Below are 15981 nucleotides of genomic sequence, written 5' to 3'. Positions count from 1 at the left end.
GAATGTCCTCTTAACACGGCGGACTCAGCCCTGCGCCACGCGGAAACCTCAGCTTTCTTGAGGCCTTCCGAGTCTTTGGCGATCGCTCCATCCCACGGGCGTGTCCAATGCACCGTCCGTGCAGAACAGCCCGCCGAAAAACTCACAAACTCCCAACCGTTTGAACGGTCAGGGGTTTGTGGCGCGTGACTAGATGAGCTTTAAAAGCCGGCTTTCTTGAGGGCATCGGCCATCGAGCCACCGCCGCCGCGGTCCGCGCGGCCACGCCCTCCGTTGCGCCGGTCGGAACGGCCGCCTCGCCCCTCGGAACGCCCGCCGCCGTTGCGGCGCTTGGGGGCGGGCTGGCCGGGTTCGTCGTCAAGCCGCAGCGACAAACCAATGCGCTGGCGCTCCACGTCGACCTCCATGACCTTGACCTTCACCACTTGGCCCGAACGGACCACATCATGCGGGTCAGAGACGAACTTGTGGCTCATCGCGGACACATGCACAAGCCCGTCCTGGTGCACGCCAACGTCGATGAAGGCACCAAAGGCCGCAACGTTGGTCACGGTGCCCTCCAGAATCATGCCCGGTTTCAAGTCCGAGACCTTGTCTACGCCTTCCTTGAAGGTAGCCGTCTTGAATTCTGGGCGCGGGTCGCGGCCAGGTTTGTCCAGCTCCGCAATGATATCCGTCACCGTCGGCACACCGAAGGTATCGTCAGCAAAGTCCGCCGGCGACAGCTTCGTCAACACGCGCGAATTGCCGATGAGCTCCGAAACCCCCAGCCCGGTCTTCTCCGCGATGCGCGCCACCACCGGGTAAGCCTCCGGGTGCACGGCCGAGGCATCGAGCGGGTCCTTACCTCCATTGATGCGCAAGAAGCCAGCCGCCTGTTCGAAGGCCTTCGGCCCCAAGCGCGGCACCTTCTTCAGCTCCTTGCGTGAAGCAAACGTGCCATTCTCATCGCGATAGGCCACGATGTTGGCCGCAATCGTGGAGTTCACTCCGGCCACGCGCTCCAGCAACGGAGCCGAGGCGGTATTAAGGTCCACGCCGACGCCATTCACGGCATCCTCCACCACACCATCGAGGGTGCGGGCGAGCGCGACCTGGTTGACATCGTGCTGATACTGCCCCACGCCGATGGCCTTCGGGTCGATTTTCACCAACTCCGCCAGCGGGTCCTGCAGGCGGCGCGCGATGGACACCGCGCCGCGCAGGGAGACGTCCATGTCGGGGAACTCATCGGCCGCCAGCTGCGAAGCCGAATACACCGATGCACCGGCTTCCGAGACCACGACCGGGTTCGGCCGCTTCCCACCCGCCTGCGCGATGAGGTCCGCGACTTCACCGGCGAGCTTCTCCGTCTCACGCGAAGCGGTGCCATTACCAATCGCCATGAGGTCCACCGAATGAGCCGCGCTTAACGACGCCAACTCCCTCACCGCCTCAGCCCACTTCTGCTGCGGCTGGTGCGGATAGACAATCGTGGTGGCCAGGACCTTGCCCGTCGGGTCAACGACCGCGCACTTGACGCCATTGCGGTATCCCGGGTCTAGGCCCAGCGTCGCGCGCTGGCCGGCCGGGGCGGCCAGAAGAACGTCGCGCAGGTTTGTCGCGAAGACCTTGAGCGCGCCTTCCTCCGCCTTCTCTTTCAGGCGCATGCGCACGTCCAGACCGGAAGAGATGGAAAGCTTGGTGCGCCAGCCCCAGTGGACGGCGTCGGCAAGCCAGCGGGAGGTAGACACGTCCAGGTCGAAGCGGTCTGCGATCATGCCCTCGTACATGGCGTCATCGCCGGCGTCGAGGTTGAGATGCAGAACGCCCTCGCTTTCGCCGCGCAGCAGCGCCAAAATGCGGTGCGAGGGGAGCTTCTCGAAAGGCTCAGAGAACTCGAAGTAGTCCTTGAACTTCGCGCCCTCGGTTTCCTTACCCTCGACCACGCCGGCGTTCATGGAACCGCTGGTGTACATGCGCTCGCGCACCTCGCCCACCAGATCCGCATCCAGTGCGAAGCGGTCCACCAGAATGGCGCGGGCGCCGTCGAGGGCCTTCTTCGTTTCCTCGAAACCTTCGGTGAGATACTCCCCCGCCAGCTCGGTCGGGTCCGCCGAGGGGTCCTCGATGAGCTTGTCCGTCAGCGGCTCCAGTCCTGCCTCGCGCGCGATATCCGCCTTGGTCTTGCGGCGCTTCTTATACGGCAGGTACAGATCCTCCAGGCGCGCCTTGGTCTCGCAGCCCTGGATCAGTGCGCGCAGCTCATCGGTGAGTTTGCCCTGTTCCTCAATCGCGGCGAGCACCGTTTCCTTGCGCTCTTCCAGCTCGCGCAGGTACGTCGAGCGTTCCTCGATGATACGCAGCTGGGAGTCATCCAGCCCGCCGGTGGCTTCCTTGCGGTAACGGGCAATAAACGGGACGGTATTGCCCTCCGCCATGAGTTTCAGGGCGGCGTCAACGTGTGCTTCTTTGACGCCCAGCTCTCCGGCGATGGTGGCTGCGATATTCACAAAACCTCTTTTTGGTCGGGGACTAAAAGACCTTCCTACCCTATACCCCGCCCTGCCACGCGCAGGAAGTACCCAGCCCAAACTCGGTGTGGCCGATTTCGGAGGTGCCGTACCACAGCGTGTGCGGCGGCAAGCAGTCCGCGACGGCCGCGGTGACTTTGGTCAACGGCAGCTCAGAGGAGCCGTTGACGATGACCCTCCACACGTGCTCACCCACCGGCGGCTGGCCATGTTTATCCATGTACTCGTTGACCAGGATATTGTCGGGCTCGCAGGTAAAGGAGATGATCTCTGCGTTGATATCGAGCGGCTCGACGCCGCCTTCGCGCAAACGCTGCGGCATATCTTTGAGAATCTTGCCCCATTCGGCTTCGGTCATAAGTATTGACAAGTCAGTACTGATGTCCATCTCATTCCTCCTTCAAGGATTCCACGTACGCGCGGTCGGCATCGCTCAGGTCCGCCGCGTCCAGCAACTCCGGGCGGCGCTTCCACGTCCGGGCCAGCGACTGCTCGCGGCGCCACCGGTCCACCTTGGCATGATCACCGGAAGTCAGTACATCCGGAACCGCCAAACCGCGCCACTCCCGCGGTTTGGTGTAACTCGGTCCTTCCAGCAAGCCATCGGAGAAAGAGTCCTCCTCGTGCGAGCGCCGGTTTCCCAACACCCCGGGTATAAGGCGTACCACAGCTTCAGCAATGACCAGCACGGCTACCTCGCCGCCGATGAGCACGTAATCGCCGATGGACACCTCGCGCACGCGGTAGCGCTGCGCGGCATCCTCGACGACGCGCTGATCAATGCCCTCGTAGCGCCCACACGCGAACACGATGTGCTCCTCGGTAGACCACGCCCGGGCATCGGCCTGAGTAAAGGGCGTTCCGGCAGGTGTCGGCACGATGAGCAGCGGCTTATCCGAACCCTCGCTTTCACCATAGGAGCGCGCCTCGACGCCATGGATATCGTCGTGGCGCGGCTTGCTCAGGTGCGGCAGCGCGCTTTGGAGGTCCTGGGTGGAGGCGGTGCCGGAGGAGACGTCGTCAAGCGCCGGCCCCCACACCTCAGGCTTCATGACCATTCCTGGGCCGCCCCCGTAGGGTGAGTCATCGACGGATTTGTGCACGTCGGTGGCCCACTGGCGCAGATCATGCACCCCCACCGCGAGCTTTCCCTGCTCGATGGCCTTGCCCAGCAGCGCGTGGCGCAGCGGGTCGAGGTACTCCGGAAAAATGGTGAGAACGTCTATCCTCATAGGTCAAGCAACCCCTCCGGCGGGGTGATGGTGCAGGTCCCGGCCTCCAGATCGACTTCGGGCACGATCTGCTCAACGAAGGGGACCAACGCCTCTTTGCCATCGGTGAGCGTGACTTCCAGAAGGGACTGCGTGGGACCGTGCGTCACGCCGGTCACCTCGCCCACGTCTGAGCCGTCGAGAATGACGCGCAGGCCTTCCAGCTCGTGGTCGTAGAAGCCGTCATCCTCGGGATCATCCAAGGGTTCGGCGAAGAACTGGGTGCCGCGCAGGGAATCCGCGGCCGTGCGGTCTGGGATTTCCTCGAAGGTGATGAGCAGGCGCCCTTTATGAGCGCGCACCGCCGCGATGGTGAGCTCGTGTTCTTTCTTGCCTTGTTTGCCGTGGAGAACCTCGCCGACGGCGAAACGGGTCTCGGGGGAATCGGTGGTCACCTCGACGGAGACCTCGCCTTTAATGCCGTGGGATTTCACCACGCGACCAATGAGTAGTTCCATGACTGCTAGCTTAACGGGCTACGCTGGAGTGGCATGACTGAGCTTCCGATCAATGATGCAGCCACCTTTGGTGCCGCCACCCATGACAGCGCCGCGCTCACAACGCTAAATTTGCTCGATGAGGCCCCTAAGCCGGGCCCATCGCGCCCGAGACCAGCCGTTAAGCGAGTCCTCAGTGCCGACGGAGCGAACCTCATCCTCTTTTCATTCTTGCCCGGGCAGGTCCTGCCCGATCACAAAGCCGCGCACCCCATCACCGTCCAGGTGCTACAGGGCGCGGTGACTTTTAGTTGCGGAGATGAAGATTACGTGCTCGTTCCCGGGCGCATCGTACACCTTCCAGCGTATGTCCCACATGCGGTGTCCTGCAGCGATCAACCTGCGCTAATGCTGCTCACAATGTTGACGCCAAACACTGGCGTGAATGTCTAGACTTTTAGTATTATTCTTGGATTGTGAGTAGTTCTAAGCCTTACCACCATGGAAATTTGCATGAAGAGATCCTCCAGGAGGCCATCAAGCTCGGCCGGGAGGGTGGACCAGAGGCAGTAACGATTCGCGCGGCAACGCGCGCGGTCGGCGTTTCCCCCACCGCCGCGTACCGCCACTTCAAGGATCAGGCCGCGCTTCTCGACGCCGTCGCAGACGTCGCCACCTTCGAACTCATTACCAAGCTGAGTGAGGCCTTCGAGAATACCGAGGGAAGCATTGTCGACAAGATGAAGGCGGCTGGCTTTGCCTACTACCACTATGCCTTGGAGGAGCAAAGCTTCTTTGAGTGCATGATGGCCACGAGCGGCTTTGACATCCCTGGTGCGCTGGCCGCCGCCGCAGAGGGACCGGGAGAGGATCCGCGGGTCCAGGCCACGTTCAACTTCTATGACTACATGGAGCAGTACGCACGCTACATTGGGCAGGAGCCTAACCGGCAATTCATGATGCAAAATTGTCTTGCTGGGTGGTCCACGGTGCACGGCTTTACGGTGTTGTGTTTGAGCGGCCACTTGGCATCAGTATCGGAAGAAGCGATGGAAAGGATTGCGCAGTCGGTCATCGCCTCCGCCATCCGCGGTTTGGATTTCGAGAACCCCTTGGAAGCACGCCCCGCTGCCCCGCAAAACTAGAAAATCCCCGCTGGTGCGGGGATTTTCTGTTAGGCGAGTAGTTTACTCTGCGGACTCCTCAGCGGAGTCAGCCTCGGCAGCCTCTTCCTCTGCCTTTGCAGCCTCAGCGGCAGCGGCTTCCTCTGCAGCCTTCTCAGCGGCAGCCTTTGCCTCAGCCTCTTCCTTGGCCTTGCGCTTCTTCTCGGTGATGGCCTCGATGGTCGGGCCGTTGTTGGCCTCAGCCAGAGCGGCGTTGAAGAGATCCAGCTTGGACGGCTTCGGCTCAGCAACCTTCAGGGTGCCCTCTGCGCCCGGCAGGCCCTTGAACTTCTGCCAGTCACCGGTCACCTTGAGCAGTGCGAGAACCGGCTCGGTCGGCTGCGCGCCGACACCCAGCCAGTACTGAGCGCGCTCGGAATCGATCTGGATCAGGGACGGCTCCTGCTTCGGCTGGTAGATACCGATGTTCTCGATAGCCTTGCCGGAGCGGCGGGTGCGTGCATCAGCAACAATGATGCGGTACTCAGCGTTGCGGATCTTACCCATACGCTGCAGCTTGATCTTAACGGCCATGATTGGCTCCTTTTCTAGTCACCGGGCAGTTCAGACACGCGCCGCTTGGTGGCGCGCCGGTTCAACCCTTGGATTTATCCTGCGTGTGACATGCCGGCCGTCCGTGGGCGGTACCGGCGTTACGCAGAAATGAAGTTTTAGGTGTCCTCCATGCTGCACATGGACAACCCCAATGATTTTAGCGGTACGCACGCAAAATAGGAAATCCCCCCTACCGCTTGCATGGTTAGGCCTTACCCCGCGAAAGGGGTAGCCTGTAATGCGGTTATTTCGCTGCCACACAAACCTCTTTTTATGAATAAACAAGCCCCATCTACATTCCGCTACCGCTACGACCTCGATGGCCTCCGCGGCATCGCGATCGCTTTGGTTGTTTTATACCACGTCTTCGTCGGTCGTGTTTCCGGTGGCGTCGATGTCTTCCTCCTCCTGTCCGGGTACTTCTTCCTGGGCTCGCAGCTGCGCTATGCCGCGCGGCCGAACGCCTCCCTGAACCCGTGGTGGCCCATCTGGCGCACGCTGCGCAGGTTGGCACCTGCCCTCGTGCTCGTCATCGGTGTGAGCTATGTGCTTGTTCGGATATTTACCCCGAAGCTCATGAACACCGAGCTCACCAAGCAGATCACGGCGACAGTCTTTTACTACCAAAACTGGGAGCTAGCACGGCAAAACGCCGACTACGCTGCCGCCTCCGCAACCACGTCGCCGCTGCAGCACATGTGGTCCATGGCGGTCCAGGGGCAGTTCTATCTCATGGGCATCTTTTTTGCCCTGGGCCTGGCCGCTTTTATGCGGTTGCGCCCGAAGAAGTCGGGGCTTAAGGCGCAGCGCTTCCCCTCCGTAAATTCTATCGCCGGCCCGATCCTCCTCGTGATCACCGTCGCCTCTTTTGCCTACGCCTCGCGCGACGGTCTCTACGGGACCCCTGAGAATTACTACTCCACGTGGTCTCGCGCGTGGGAGCTAACCCTGGGCGCGGTTCTCGTCATCTACGGCTCGCGCCTAAAGATGCCGCAGCATTTGTCCAACGTCGCCACCGCCCTCGGCCTAGCCGCCCTGGCTGGCACCGGCATGCTCATCTCCGACAGCTTGGCTTTCCCGGGCCCGCTGTCACTTCTGCCCATCGGCGGCGCGGTGCTCATCATTATTGGTTCCGGTGGTTCCTTCTCGCGGGTACTGACGGTTCGCCCTTCCCGCTGGCTCGGTGATATCGCCTACCCGCTCTACCTGTGGCACTGGCCGCTCCTCATCATCTCCACCGCCGCGCTCGGCTTTGAAACCCCGCCATGGTGGCTCGGTGCCATCATCATCGCGGTGTCGCTGGGCTTGGCGGATGTGACGCACAGATTCGTCGAGAAGCCCCTGCGCCAGCACCGCAAGCGCCCGCTTGCCGACGACCTCCCCGTCCACCGCGGCCTCGCCGACCTCCGCACCCGCACTGGTGCCCTCCGCGGCGTCGGTGGAGTTGTCGTCGCGGCGTGCACCGTTGCGCTCGTGGCCGTTCAGCCGCTGTGGCAGCGCAGCCTCCAGGAGGCAAACCAAGAGATTCTTGATCCGCAGCTCTACCCTGGGGCAACGACCTTCGTGGAGAACATCACCCCGCCTGAGAACGTGGAGATTAAGCCAGATCCGATTCTCGCGCGCGGCATCCAGCCACCGGTTGCCGATAACTGGTGCTTCATTCCAGAGCAGGAGCCGTCGGACTATTTCATCGAGACGCAGAAGGACGGCGTAACGCCGTGTGTCTTCGGCGACGTCAACTCCGACGTTGAGGTCTACTTGGTGGGCGGTTCGCACGCGGAGCAGTATTCCTCAGCCCTGGATCACTTGGGCCGCGAGATGGGATTCAAGCTGGTGCCGCTCACCCGCGTAGGTTGCCCCATCGAGTTGGGCGATGAGCTCAGCGTCAAGCCATCTTGCGCCGAGTGGAGCAAGGAAGTGGTCAAGCGCATCATCGACGCGGACCCAGCCCTCGTGGTGTCGAATTCGACGCGCCCCGGGCAGGCCCTAGGCCACGGCCCGGACGCCGTCCCGCCGGGATATCAGGCCTTCTGGGACGAACTGGCCAAGCACGATATTCCTTTCCTCGGTTTCCGCGATAATCCGTGGGGATTCGACGAGCACGGCAATGGCCGCCAGTTTGATGAGTGCTACGTGGCCACCCAGGATTCCCTCGGGTGCGGTATGCGCTTCGAGGAGGTTTATGCGCCCTACGATCCGGGCGCAGAGGTCCTCTCCCAGTACAAGAACATGCTGGCCGTAGACACCTCGAAGTGGTTCTGCGATGCCAACGGCGATTGCCCGGTCATCATCGGCAATATCATGGTGTATCGCGATATGCACCACTTCACCACGGCATTCGCGGATTCGGCCATCCCGCTCATCCGTGAAGCGATCACCCCGTTCCTCAATGGCGAGACCGTCCAACAGCAGCCCCCGGAAACCGCCACGTCTACCTCCACGACGAAGGCGGGCCCAGCACCGTCCACCCCGGCGGCGCCGACTCCCGCCAACCCGGTCCCCTACCCTGCCTTCCCTGCGGGCGAGGCCATCTAGTAGCCGCCGCTAGCGCAGGGCTTCGGGCACGTAGGCGCAGGTGGGGTCCGACGCGAGCGGGTCGCCCGTCATGGCAAAAGCCGTGGACCGCGAGCCGCCACACACAGAAGCAAACTCACACACGGAGCACTTGCCGCTCCACGCGTTGGGATCCCTAAGCTTCTTAAACACTGGCGAGTTGGCGTAGATGTCCGGCAGTAGGTGACTCTTGACGTTGCCGCAGTGCAGCGGCAGGAAGCCGTTTGGATAGACGTCCCCCACGTGGTCGATGAAGACAAAGCCGGAACCCGCGTTGATGGCCATCGGCGGCCGCGGGCGGCGCGTGTGAGGATCGGGGCCCAAAATCCGCTCGGTCTCCGCGGTAAGGAAGCGGTACAGTTCGCCGCCCTCGTACTTCTCTCCCCGCTGGGCTTGCAGGACGATGCGCCGATATTGCGGCCCCTCCGTGGTCTTAATGGCAATCCGCGTGGACACGCTGTGCAGCCACTGCATCGCGTCCTCGCGCTCCTGCGGGGTCAGCGCCTCCAAGCCCGTACCGCGGCCGGTGGGTACGAGGAAGAACACACTCCAGAGCTTGGCACCCATCTCGATAACCCGCTCCAACAGCTGCGGGGCCTCATGGACGTTGTTCTTCGTGATGGTGGAGTTGATTTGGAGGCGGAAGCCCACGTCGGTGACCACGCTGGCCATCTCAATCGTGCGGTCGAAGATGCCGGAGAAGCCGCGGAAGTAGTCGTGGGTTGCAGCGCTCGCGCCGTCGAGAGACAGCGACAGCGCGGCCCCTCCCGCCGCGCGCAGGCCCTCGAGGCGCTCGCGCGTCAAACGGGGCGTGACCGACGGCGAAAGCGACACGTTGAGTCCCAGGGACGTGCCGTAGGCGGTGAGCTCTTCCAGGTCGCCGCGCTCAAACGGATCCCCTCCCGTGAGCACCACGAGCGGGCGTGGCTTGTCGTAGCTGGCCAGGGAATCCAGCAGCGCCTTGCCTTCGGCGGTAGTGAGCTGGCCCGGTGCGGGGTCGTGCTGGGCGTCGGCCCGGCAGTGCTGGCACACCAGCTGGCAGGCACGGGTGACCTCCCAGATGGCGATGAACGGTTTGGTAGTGATGTCGTGGCGCATCTGGCGCACCACAGGGCTGGCCTTCACAGTGAGGACCTTTCCACGCGAGAACAGTTTTATCCAACTTTAGTCGGACATATTGTCGCGTGGGTAATCGCCTACTTCTTCTTGCCTTGGCCAAAGTCCAGGTTGTTGAGGTCGATATTCTCCATGCCCTTCGGCATCTTGATATCGCCTAGCCCGGGCATGCCGCCGCCGAGCTGCTCCTGCATCTTCTGCAGCTCCTGCATCGACGGCATACCGCCGCCCATGCCTGGCATTCCGCCGCCACCACGACGCTTCGGCGGCTTGCGCTTGCCGTTCTTGCCCTTGCGGCCCTTCGGCTTCTTCTTAGTAGCCGAGCGCCCGCCGCCCATGCCCGGCATGCCGAAGCGGCCGGCCATCTGGGACATCATCTTCTTGGCTTCGATAAAACGCTCAATGAGCTGGTTGACGTCAGAGACAGCTACACCAGAGCCCAGCGCAATACGCTTGCGGCGCGAAGCGTTGAGAATCTTCGGGTTCTCGCGCTCCTCCGGGGTCATACCGCGGATGATGGCCTGGATGCGGTCGAGCTGCTTCTCGTCGACCATGTCGGCGATCTGGTTCATCTTGTTGCCGCCCGGCATCATCTTGAGCAGGTTGCCCATCGGCCCCAGGTTGCGGACCATGAGCATCATGTCCAAGAAGTCATTGAGCGTCATCTCGCCGGAGCCCATCTTCTTGGCGGCTTCCTCCGCCTTGGACTGATCCAGCTTGGACTCCGCCTGCTCAATGAGCGTCAGCAGGTCACCCATGCCCAGGATGCGCGAGGACATACGCTCCGGGTGGAAGACATCGAAATCCTCGAGCTTCTCGCCGGTGGAGGCGAACATGATGGGCTTGCCCGTCACCTCACGGATGGACAGGGCCGCGCCACCGCGGGCGTCGCCGTCCAGCTTGGTCAGAACGACGCCGGTAAAGTCCACGCCGTCGCGGAAGGCCTCGGCGGTCTGCACGGCGTCCTGGCCGATCATTGAGTCGATGACGAAGAGGACTTCGTCCGGGTTGACGGCGTCGCGGATGTTGCGGGCCTGCGTCATCAGGGTTTCATCGATGCCGAGGCGGCCGGCGGTATCGATGATGACGATATCGTGCTGCGTGCGCTTGGCTTCCTCAATTCCGCGCTTGGCGACGTCCACCGGATCCCCGTGCGAGGTACCCATCTCATGCTCGTGGGAGTTCAGGGAGGTGCCAGGATCCGGCGCGTAGACGTCGACCCCGGCGCGCTCGCCGACGATCTGCAGCTGCTGCACCGCACCCGGGCGCTGGAGGTCACAGGCCACCAGCATCGGGGTGTGCCCCTTGGAAGCCAGGTGCTTGGACAGCTTGCCCGCCAAGGTGGTCTTACCAGCACCTTGGAGGCCGGCGAGCATGATGACCGTCGGCGGATTCTTGGCTAGGTTCAGGCGGCGGGTCTCGCCGCCGAGGATCTCGATGAGCTCCTCGTTGACGATCTTGACCACTTGCTGCGCAGGGTTGAGCGCCTCGGAGACCTCGGCGCCTGCCGCGCGCTCCTTGATGCGCTTGATGAAGCCGCGCACGACGTTGAGCGAGACGTCCGCCTCCAGCAACGCAAGGCGGATTTCGCGCGCTGTGGCGTTGATGTCCGCCTCGGTCAGCTTGCCCTTGCCGCGCAGGCCGGACAGGGCTGATTGCAAGCGGTCAGACAAAGACTCAAACACGTTAGAGTGCTCCCTCAACTATCGTGGATAAATTTATAACTTCCCCAGCTTAGCCGTTGACCAGTGCTTGGGTCACATTCCGGACGAGGGTGGCACGGGGGACGTCGCCAAGCGGCACGGCGTGAAGCACCATCGTGGCGCCCGGTGTGGTGGTGGATAGCCACTCGCACTCCGGAAGCAGCGCGAGCACGTGTCCGAGGGTACCCGGGTAGTCATCGATTCTGAGCTCGAAAACGCCTCTGGTCCACATGGCGGTTGCAGGCCCCGATACGAAATCGGGCAGCACGGTATAGGTTCCGGACTTATAAGACTGCACCAAGCGCTCCTCCACCGTCGCGAGATCGATGGCGCCGTGGAGCGCGCGGATGTCGAACTCGCCGGCGTAGCCCTCCTCCGTGCGCACCAAGCGCGAGGACAGAATGTTCCATCCCAAGGCAGCGATAAGCGCTAGTGGACGCACGGCCTCCCGCTGGTAGCTGCCGCGCCACAGGACGGTGAAGCTATCATCCTCCGGGTTGTGGCGCAGGCCGATGTCGCGGTCAACGGCCACCAGCGGCCGCACCGGACTCAGGGCCTCCAGCTGCGCAAAAGCGCGGGCGCTGACCGCCTCGATTCCATTCTCGAGCCTGCGGTTCCACACGCCTGGGCCGGTGGATTCGGCATCGGTGCGGGCGAGCACGACGAGGAGCGCCAGGGTCAGGTAGTCATAACGCACGGCTTCGAGAAGCTCATCGCGGGCTTCGTCGGAGAAAGGATCGGTGCGGGAGACGATGCGCGCCAAAGTCGTGTGCTCTGCCACCACGGTTTGCACGCGGGAGCGATCCGCCAGGTCGAGGCCGAGCTTGGCGGCAGCGCGCGCCACCATCTCCGCTCCCACGAGTTCGTGCGGGCGGCCGTAGCCTTTGCCGATGTCGTGGTAGAGCCCCACCAAGAGCAGCAGATCGGGCCTCGCTACGGACGTGCGGGCTTCAGCGCACCGAGCGACGGTAAGGATGGAGTGATAGTCCACGGTATGAGAGTGCGTGCGCTCCCGAGGCAGCATTCCGCGGATGTGCTCCCACTCCGGAACGACTCGCTCCCACAAGCCATGGGCGTCCATTTCCTGGATAAGGCGCGGGGTATTGAGCGGCGAGGACAACAGGCTGAAGAAGGCATCCGTTGCTCCCGCGGGCCAGCGCTGCGGCAGGTCTGGCAGCTCGCGTAGTTGTTCCCAAACGTGAGCGGGCACGCTCCTGCCCGAACGCGCCGCAGCGGCGGCGACGCGCAGGAGTAGCCACGGCTCGTCTAGGTCTGCGGTGCGGGCGAGCCTGATTTCGCCGCCCACATCCACGACACCGATGTCGAGTGGCTTGCGGGTGCGGTTGTGGCTGCGCTTAGACACCACTCCCCTAGCCGTCGCGAGCGCCCTCTCGACGGCCCTATCCACCGCCGCGGCGGCGGTGACGACGGCCGCTGATAATTCATAGCGGTCGGCAAAGCCCAGTTCGTGTGCGATCTCCGCAGCGAATTCTGGGTCGAGGATGTCGCGGTGGCGGCGGGCGGTGACGTGGAGGAGCGTGCGGACGTCGAGAAGCAGGGCCTGCTCCTCCTCGAGCGCTGGGGCGTCCGCGAGGTTTCCTAGGGCGAGGGCCCGGAGGAATTGGATATCGCGCAGACCACCGCGCCCATTCTTGATATCCGGGTGGGTCATCGTGGCCAAGGTGCCGGAACGGCGCCAGCGCGCAATGGCGAGATCAACGAAGGCATCGAAATTGCTCTGCAACAGGCGGCGCCACGAGGCATAGACCTGGGCGCGGGTGGAATCCACCAGCTGCTTGTCTCCGGCAACGAAGGCCAGATCCAGTTGCGCGAAGCCGGCGGCGGGATCGGAACCGGCGATGGCGCCGAATTCGCGCGGGGTGCGCACTGCATAATCGAGCCGATACTTAGCGTCCCAGATGGGATACCAGACCTCGGAAACGACTTCCTCGGGCAGCTCCGTGTCATCCGGGTGAAGGAGGATGAGGTCGAGATCGGAAAACGGGGTCATCGCGCGGCGCGCAAAGGAACCGGTGGCTGCAAGCGCGCAGCCGGGCGGAAGCTGCAGGGACTGCGTGAGGCGCATCGCCGCAGCATAAGCGTCCTCACGCAGTTGAGCGGCCGTAGACACGTGTTACAGGGCCGCCTCGCCGCGCTCGCCGGTGCGCACGCGGATGACGTCCTCAATAGGAGTGATCCAGATCTTGCCATCACCGATCTTTCCGGTGTAGGCGGCGTCCACGATGGTGGAGAGGATATCCTCAACCTGTTCGTCAGAGGTCACCACCTCGAGCTTGACCTTGGGAACGAAATCGGTGGCGTACTCGGCGCCGCGGTAGACCTCACTGTGGCCGCGCTGCTGGCCAAAGCCTTGGGTCTCGGTCACCGTCAGGCCATGCACGTCGTGCTGTTCGAGGGCCTCGCGAATGTCCGGCAGCGTGAACGGTTTGACGATGGCAGTGATGAGCTTCATCTGTTACTCCTTAGCTCCGGCGGTGTCGACCCGCGGCTGGACGGTTGGTGCAGGACTAATCCTAGCGTCGTGGGCGTGGCGGCGGTGCGACGCCACGGATTCGCGGAAATCATATGCGGTTTCGCGGTGCTCGCCCAGGTCGATACCCTGCGCTTCATCCTCGATTCGCCAGCCCATGGTGGCGCGGATGAGGAGCGCCGCAAGCAAGGTGACGAGCCCCGACACCAGCATCGCCACAACCGCAATCAGCGTTTGAACGACGAGCAGCTTGAGCCCTTCAGTGAAGTGACCGGTGAGGATGCCGTTATCCGTAGCGAAGAAGGCTAGGCCAATCGTGCCCCACAATCCTGCGCACAGTTGCACCCCGACGACGTCCAGGGAATCATCGAAGCCCCAGCGGTACTTCAGGCTGATGCACAAGCAGGCGATAATCCCGCCGAGGAAGCCGAGGGCGATGGAACCGAGCGGAGTCAGCGCTCCTGCCGCCGGGGTGATGGCGACGAGGCCTGCGATAGCTCCGGATGCAGCGCCGAGTGAAGTGGCGGCACGGTCACGAATTCGCTCCACCAACATCCAGCCGAGCATCGCGGCGGCCGCAGCAACGGTGGTATTCAACCACGCCACACCTGCAAGGCCATCCGCAGCGAAGGCAGAACCGCCATTGAAACCGAACCAGCCGAACCACAGCAACGCGGCGCCGAGCATCACCATCGGGAGGTTGTGCGGCCTATCGACGTGCTTCGGAAATCCCGCGCGCGGGCCCACGACAATCGCGAGGACTAGGGCTGCAGCTCCGGCAGAAATGTGCACGACGGTACCGCCGGCGAAGTCGATGGGAGCGATGAGCGCCTCACCTTCCGAGACACCGAAGAGCCACGCCGCGAGGGAGCGCGGGGCGTGGGAGAGAATTCCCCCTCCCCACACCATGTGGGCGAGCGGGAAGTAGGCAAAGGCTACCCAGATACCCGCGAAGGTTAACCAGGCCGAGAACTTCACGCGGCCGGCGATGGCACCGGAGATAATAGCCGTCGAAATAATAGCGAAGGTGGCTTGGAAGCCGATATCGATGACGGCGGGGTAGCCAGAACTACCAAGAAGATACTCGTTGGAAGGACCTGTGATCTGGCCACGCAAGCCCCACGCTTCAAACGGGTTGCCCACGATGCCGGCAAAAGAGCTTCCCGCATAGGACATGGACCAGCCCCACAAGACATAGAGCACAGGCACAAGCGCGAGCGCGCCGAAGGACATCATCATCATGTTAAGGACATGACGATTGCCCGCCATGCCGCCATAAAACAACGCCAATCCGGGGGTCATGAGCAAAACCAATGATGCGCTGACCAGCATCCACGCTGCATCACCGGAAGAGAATGCATCAGGAGTCATACTTCAACTAACCTCTTTTCTATAACTTGATAGGTACAGTTCTCAAAAGGCCTATAGGCCTATAGATTTAGAAAGAGGAATGAGTCACAGATCACATCTGGGCTCCAAAAAAGCGGCGAGAGCATTGTTGCCCTCGCCGCTCACTTAAGCGTGCGCCCTAGATTTCCTCCTCGGACGCTTCCACGGTCTGTGCTTGCTGGCGCATACGTTTGGCGTACTTCACGTCGGTGACGGTCACGCCGTAGATGGAACGGCCCATGTAAAAAGAGCCCACCGAACCGATGATCCACACGCCGAAACAAGCAATGAGGACACGGACCAGCGACCATAGCGAGAACCCGTTCTCGGCAAAGTCAACGACCAGCTTCGCCACGAGCAGAAGAGGAACGGCCAAACCGACCGTCGGCCCCAGCAGGTTAACGCGGGTCAAGGCATCGGGCGCGCGCCACAAAGCGATGGCCGTCGCGATAACCAGGACCGTGGCCACAACCAGCAGGACCGAAGCAATAATCTCCGCGATAGTCATGGTTTTACCTCCTGCCCTTCGAGATGATGCGGGCCATCGACAACGTCGGCAGCACGCCCGCCGCGATGCCCGCGAGCATCGCGATGTCGTAGACGATGGACGCGTGATTGGTCATGGCCCATGCAAAGTACATGCACATCATGCCGTAGAAGACCATGTCACTCATCACGGTACGGGTGAGCTCATCGCGGGAGCGCAACGCCAGCACCAACGCCGAGCACACCGATGCGCCAATGAGGAACACACAGACAAAGACAACCCATTGAAAGGCGCTCATCGAGG

The 15981-nt window shown here is 62.6% G+C and carries 15 protein-coding genes; 3 read left to right on the top strand and 12 right to left on the bottom strand.

Annotation, left to right across the window (positions count from 1 at the left end; all coding sequences use genetic code 11):
• Positions 1–200 precede the first annotated feature (200 nt).
• From HMPREF2822_RS01535 to rimM, 4 genes are read right to left on the bottom strand one after another with little or no spacing between them, the layout of a single operon-like run.
• A complete protein-coding gene (locus tag HMPREF2822_RS01535) occupies positions 201–2492 on the bottom strand; it encodes a Tex family protein (RefSeq protein ID WP_070520025.1) in 2292 nt (763 codons plus the stop codon).
• Between the two features lie 40 nt (positions 2493–2532).
• Positions 2533–2901, bottom strand: coding sequence for a hypothetical protein (locus HMPREF2822_RS01530; protein ID WP_070520023.1), 369 nt, complete (start codon positions 2899–2901; stop codon positions 2533–2535).
• A gap of 1 nt (position 2902) precedes the next feature.
• A complete protein-coding gene (gene trmD, locus HMPREF2822_RS01525; protein WP_070520021.1) occupies positions 2903–3745 on the bottom strand; it encodes a tRNA (guanosine(37)-N1)-methyltransferase TrmD in 843 nt (280 codons plus the stop codon).
• Positions 3742–4242, bottom strand: a complete 501-nt coding sequence (gene rimM, locus HMPREF2822_RS01520; RefSeq protein ID WP_070520019.1) for a ribosome maturation factor RimM — start codon at positions 4240–4242, stop codon at positions 3742–3744. Before rimM ends, trmD begins: the two co-directional genes overlap by 4 nt.
• Before the next feature lie 33 nt (positions 4243–4275).
• Between rimM and HMPREF2822_RS01515 the strand changes: the two genes are divergently transcribed.
• Both HMPREF2822_RS01515 and HMPREF2822_RS01510 read left to right on the top strand, forming a co-directional pair.
• A complete protein-coding gene (locus HMPREF2822_RS01515; RefSeq protein WP_070520017.1) occupies positions 4276–4674 on the top strand; it encodes a cupin domain-containing protein in 399 nt (132 codons plus the stop codon).
• 23 nt (positions 4675–4697) lie between these two features.
• Positions 4698–5366, top strand: a complete 669-nt coding sequence (locus HMPREF2822_RS01510; protein ID WP_070520015.1) for a TetR/AcrR family transcriptional regulator — start codon at positions 4698–4700, stop codon at positions 5364–5366.
• Positions 5367–5408: 42 nt separating this feature from the next.
• Here the strand turns inward: HMPREF2822_RS01510 and rpsP are convergent, their stop codons facing one another.
• On the bottom strand, positions 5409–5918 hold the full coding sequence (gene rpsP, locus HMPREF2822_RS01505; protein WP_070520013.1) for a 30S ribosomal protein S16: 510 nt from the start codon (positions 5916–5918) through the stop codon (positions 5409–5411).
• A 294-nt stretch (positions 5919–6212) separates the two neighbouring features.
• Here rpsP and HMPREF2822_RS01500 point away from each other — a divergent pair, with 294 nt between their 5' ends.
• Positions 6213–8474, top strand: coding sequence for an acyltransferase family protein (locus HMPREF2822_RS01500; RefSeq protein ID WP_070520011.1), 2262 nt, complete (start codon positions 6213–6215; stop codon positions 8472–8474).
• Between the two features lie 9 nt (positions 8475–8483).
• Here HMPREF2822_RS01500 and HMPREF2822_RS01495 read toward each other — a convergent pair whose 3' ends face one another.
• The 7 genes from HMPREF2822_RS01495 to HMPREF2822_RS01465 form a co-directional block, all read right to left on the bottom strand.
• A complete protein-coding gene (locus tag HMPREF2822_RS01495; protein WP_083299255.1) occupies positions 8484–9590 on the bottom strand; it encodes a TIGR04053 family radical SAM/SPASM domain-containing protein in 1107 nt (368 codons plus the stop codon).
• A 98-nt stretch (positions 9591–9688) separates the two neighbouring features.
• On the bottom strand, positions 9689–11293 hold the full coding sequence (gene ffh / locus HMPREF2822_RS01490) for a signal recognition particle protein (protein WP_070520007.1): 1605 nt from the start codon (positions 11291–11293) through the stop codon (positions 9689–9691).
• A gap of 49 nt (positions 11294–11342) precedes the next feature.
• Positions 11343–13442: a [protein-PII] uridylyltransferase gene (locus HMPREF2822_RS01485; protein ID WP_070520005.1), complete on the bottom strand. Its 2100-nt coding sequence runs from the start codon at positions 13440–13442 to the stop codon at positions 11343–11345.
• 3 nt (positions 13443–13445) lie between these two features.
• Entirely contained in the window at positions 13446–13784 is a 339-nt protein-coding gene (locus HMPREF2822_RS01480; protein ID WP_070520003.1) for a P-II family nitrogen regulator, read from the bottom strand.
• A gap of 3 nt (positions 13785–13787) precedes the next feature.
• Positions 13788–15173: an ammonium transporter gene (locus HMPREF2822_RS01475; protein ID WP_070520001.1), complete on the bottom strand. Its 1386-nt coding sequence runs from the start codon at positions 15171–15173 to the stop codon at positions 13788–13790.
• A gap of 157 nt (positions 15174–15330) precedes the next feature.
• A complete protein-coding gene (locus HMPREF2822_RS01470; RefSeq protein WP_070519999.1) occupies positions 15331–15699 on the bottom strand; it encodes a Na+/H+ antiporter subunit G in 369 nt (122 codons plus the stop codon).
• Positions 15700–15703: 4 nt separating this feature from the next.
• A complete protein-coding gene (locus HMPREF2822_RS01465; protein ID WP_029158995.1) occupies positions 15704–15976 on the bottom strand; it encodes a cation:proton antiporter in 273 nt (90 codons plus the stop codon).
• Positions 15977–15981: the final 5 nt, after the last annotated feature.

Origin of the sequence: Corynebacterium sp. HMSC062E11, from assembly GCF_001811845.1 — a bacterium.
Taxonomy (GTDB): Bacteria; Actinomycetota; Actinomycetes; order Mycobacteriales; family Mycobacteriaceae; genus Corynebacterium; species Corynebacterium hesseae.
The sequence above is the reverse complement of the archived record's forward strand: the minus strand, read 5'-3'. Positions and strand labels throughout refer to the sequence as shown.

Bases quoted from the DNA above. Each gene is read 5' to 3' on its own strand.
- HMPREF2822_RS01530 (WP_070520023.1), bottom strand. From the start codon at position 2,901: ATGGACATCAGTACTGACTTGTCAATACTTATGACCGAAGCCGAATGG.
- trmD (WP_070520021.1), bottom strand. From the start codon at position 3,745: ATGAGGATAGACGTTCTCACCATTTTTCCGGAGTACCTCGACCCGCTG.
- rimM (WP_070520019.1), bottom strand. From the start codon at position 4,242: ATGGAACTACTCATTGGTCGCGTGGTGAAATCCCACGGCATTAAAGGC.
- HMPREF2822_RS01515 (WP_070520017.1), top strand. From the start codon at position 4,276: ATGACTGAGCTTCCGATCAATGATGCAGCCACCTTTGGTGCCGCCACC.
- rpsP (WP_070520013.1), bottom strand. From the start codon at position 5,918: ATGGCCGTTAAGATCAAGCTGCAGCGTATGGGTAAGATCCGCAACGCT.
- HMPREF2822_RS01500 (WP_070520011.1), top strand. From the start codon at position 6,213: ATGAATAAACAAGCCCCATCTACATTCCGCTACCGCTACGACCTCGAT.
- HMPREF2822_RS01495 (WP_083299255.1), bottom strand. From the start codon at position 9,590: ATGCGCCACGACATCACTACCAAACCGTTCATCGCCATCTGGGAGGTC.
- HMPREF2822_RS01480 (WP_070520003.1), bottom strand. From the start codon at position 13,784: ATGAAGCTCATCACTGCCATCGTCAAACCGTTCACGCTGCCGGACATT.
- HMPREF2822_RS01475 (WP_070520001.1), bottom strand. From the start codon at position 15,173: ATGACTCCTGATGCATTCTCTTCCGGTGATGCAGCGTGGATGCTGGTC.
- HMPREF2822_RS01470 (WP_070519999.1), bottom strand. From the start codon at position 15,699: ATGACTATCGCGGAGATTATTGCTTCGGTCCTGCTGGTTGTGGCCACG.
- HMPREF2822_RS01465 (WP_029158995.1), bottom strand. From the start codon at position 15,976: ATGAGCGCCTTTCAATGGGTTGTCTTTGTCTGTGTGTTCCTCATTGGC.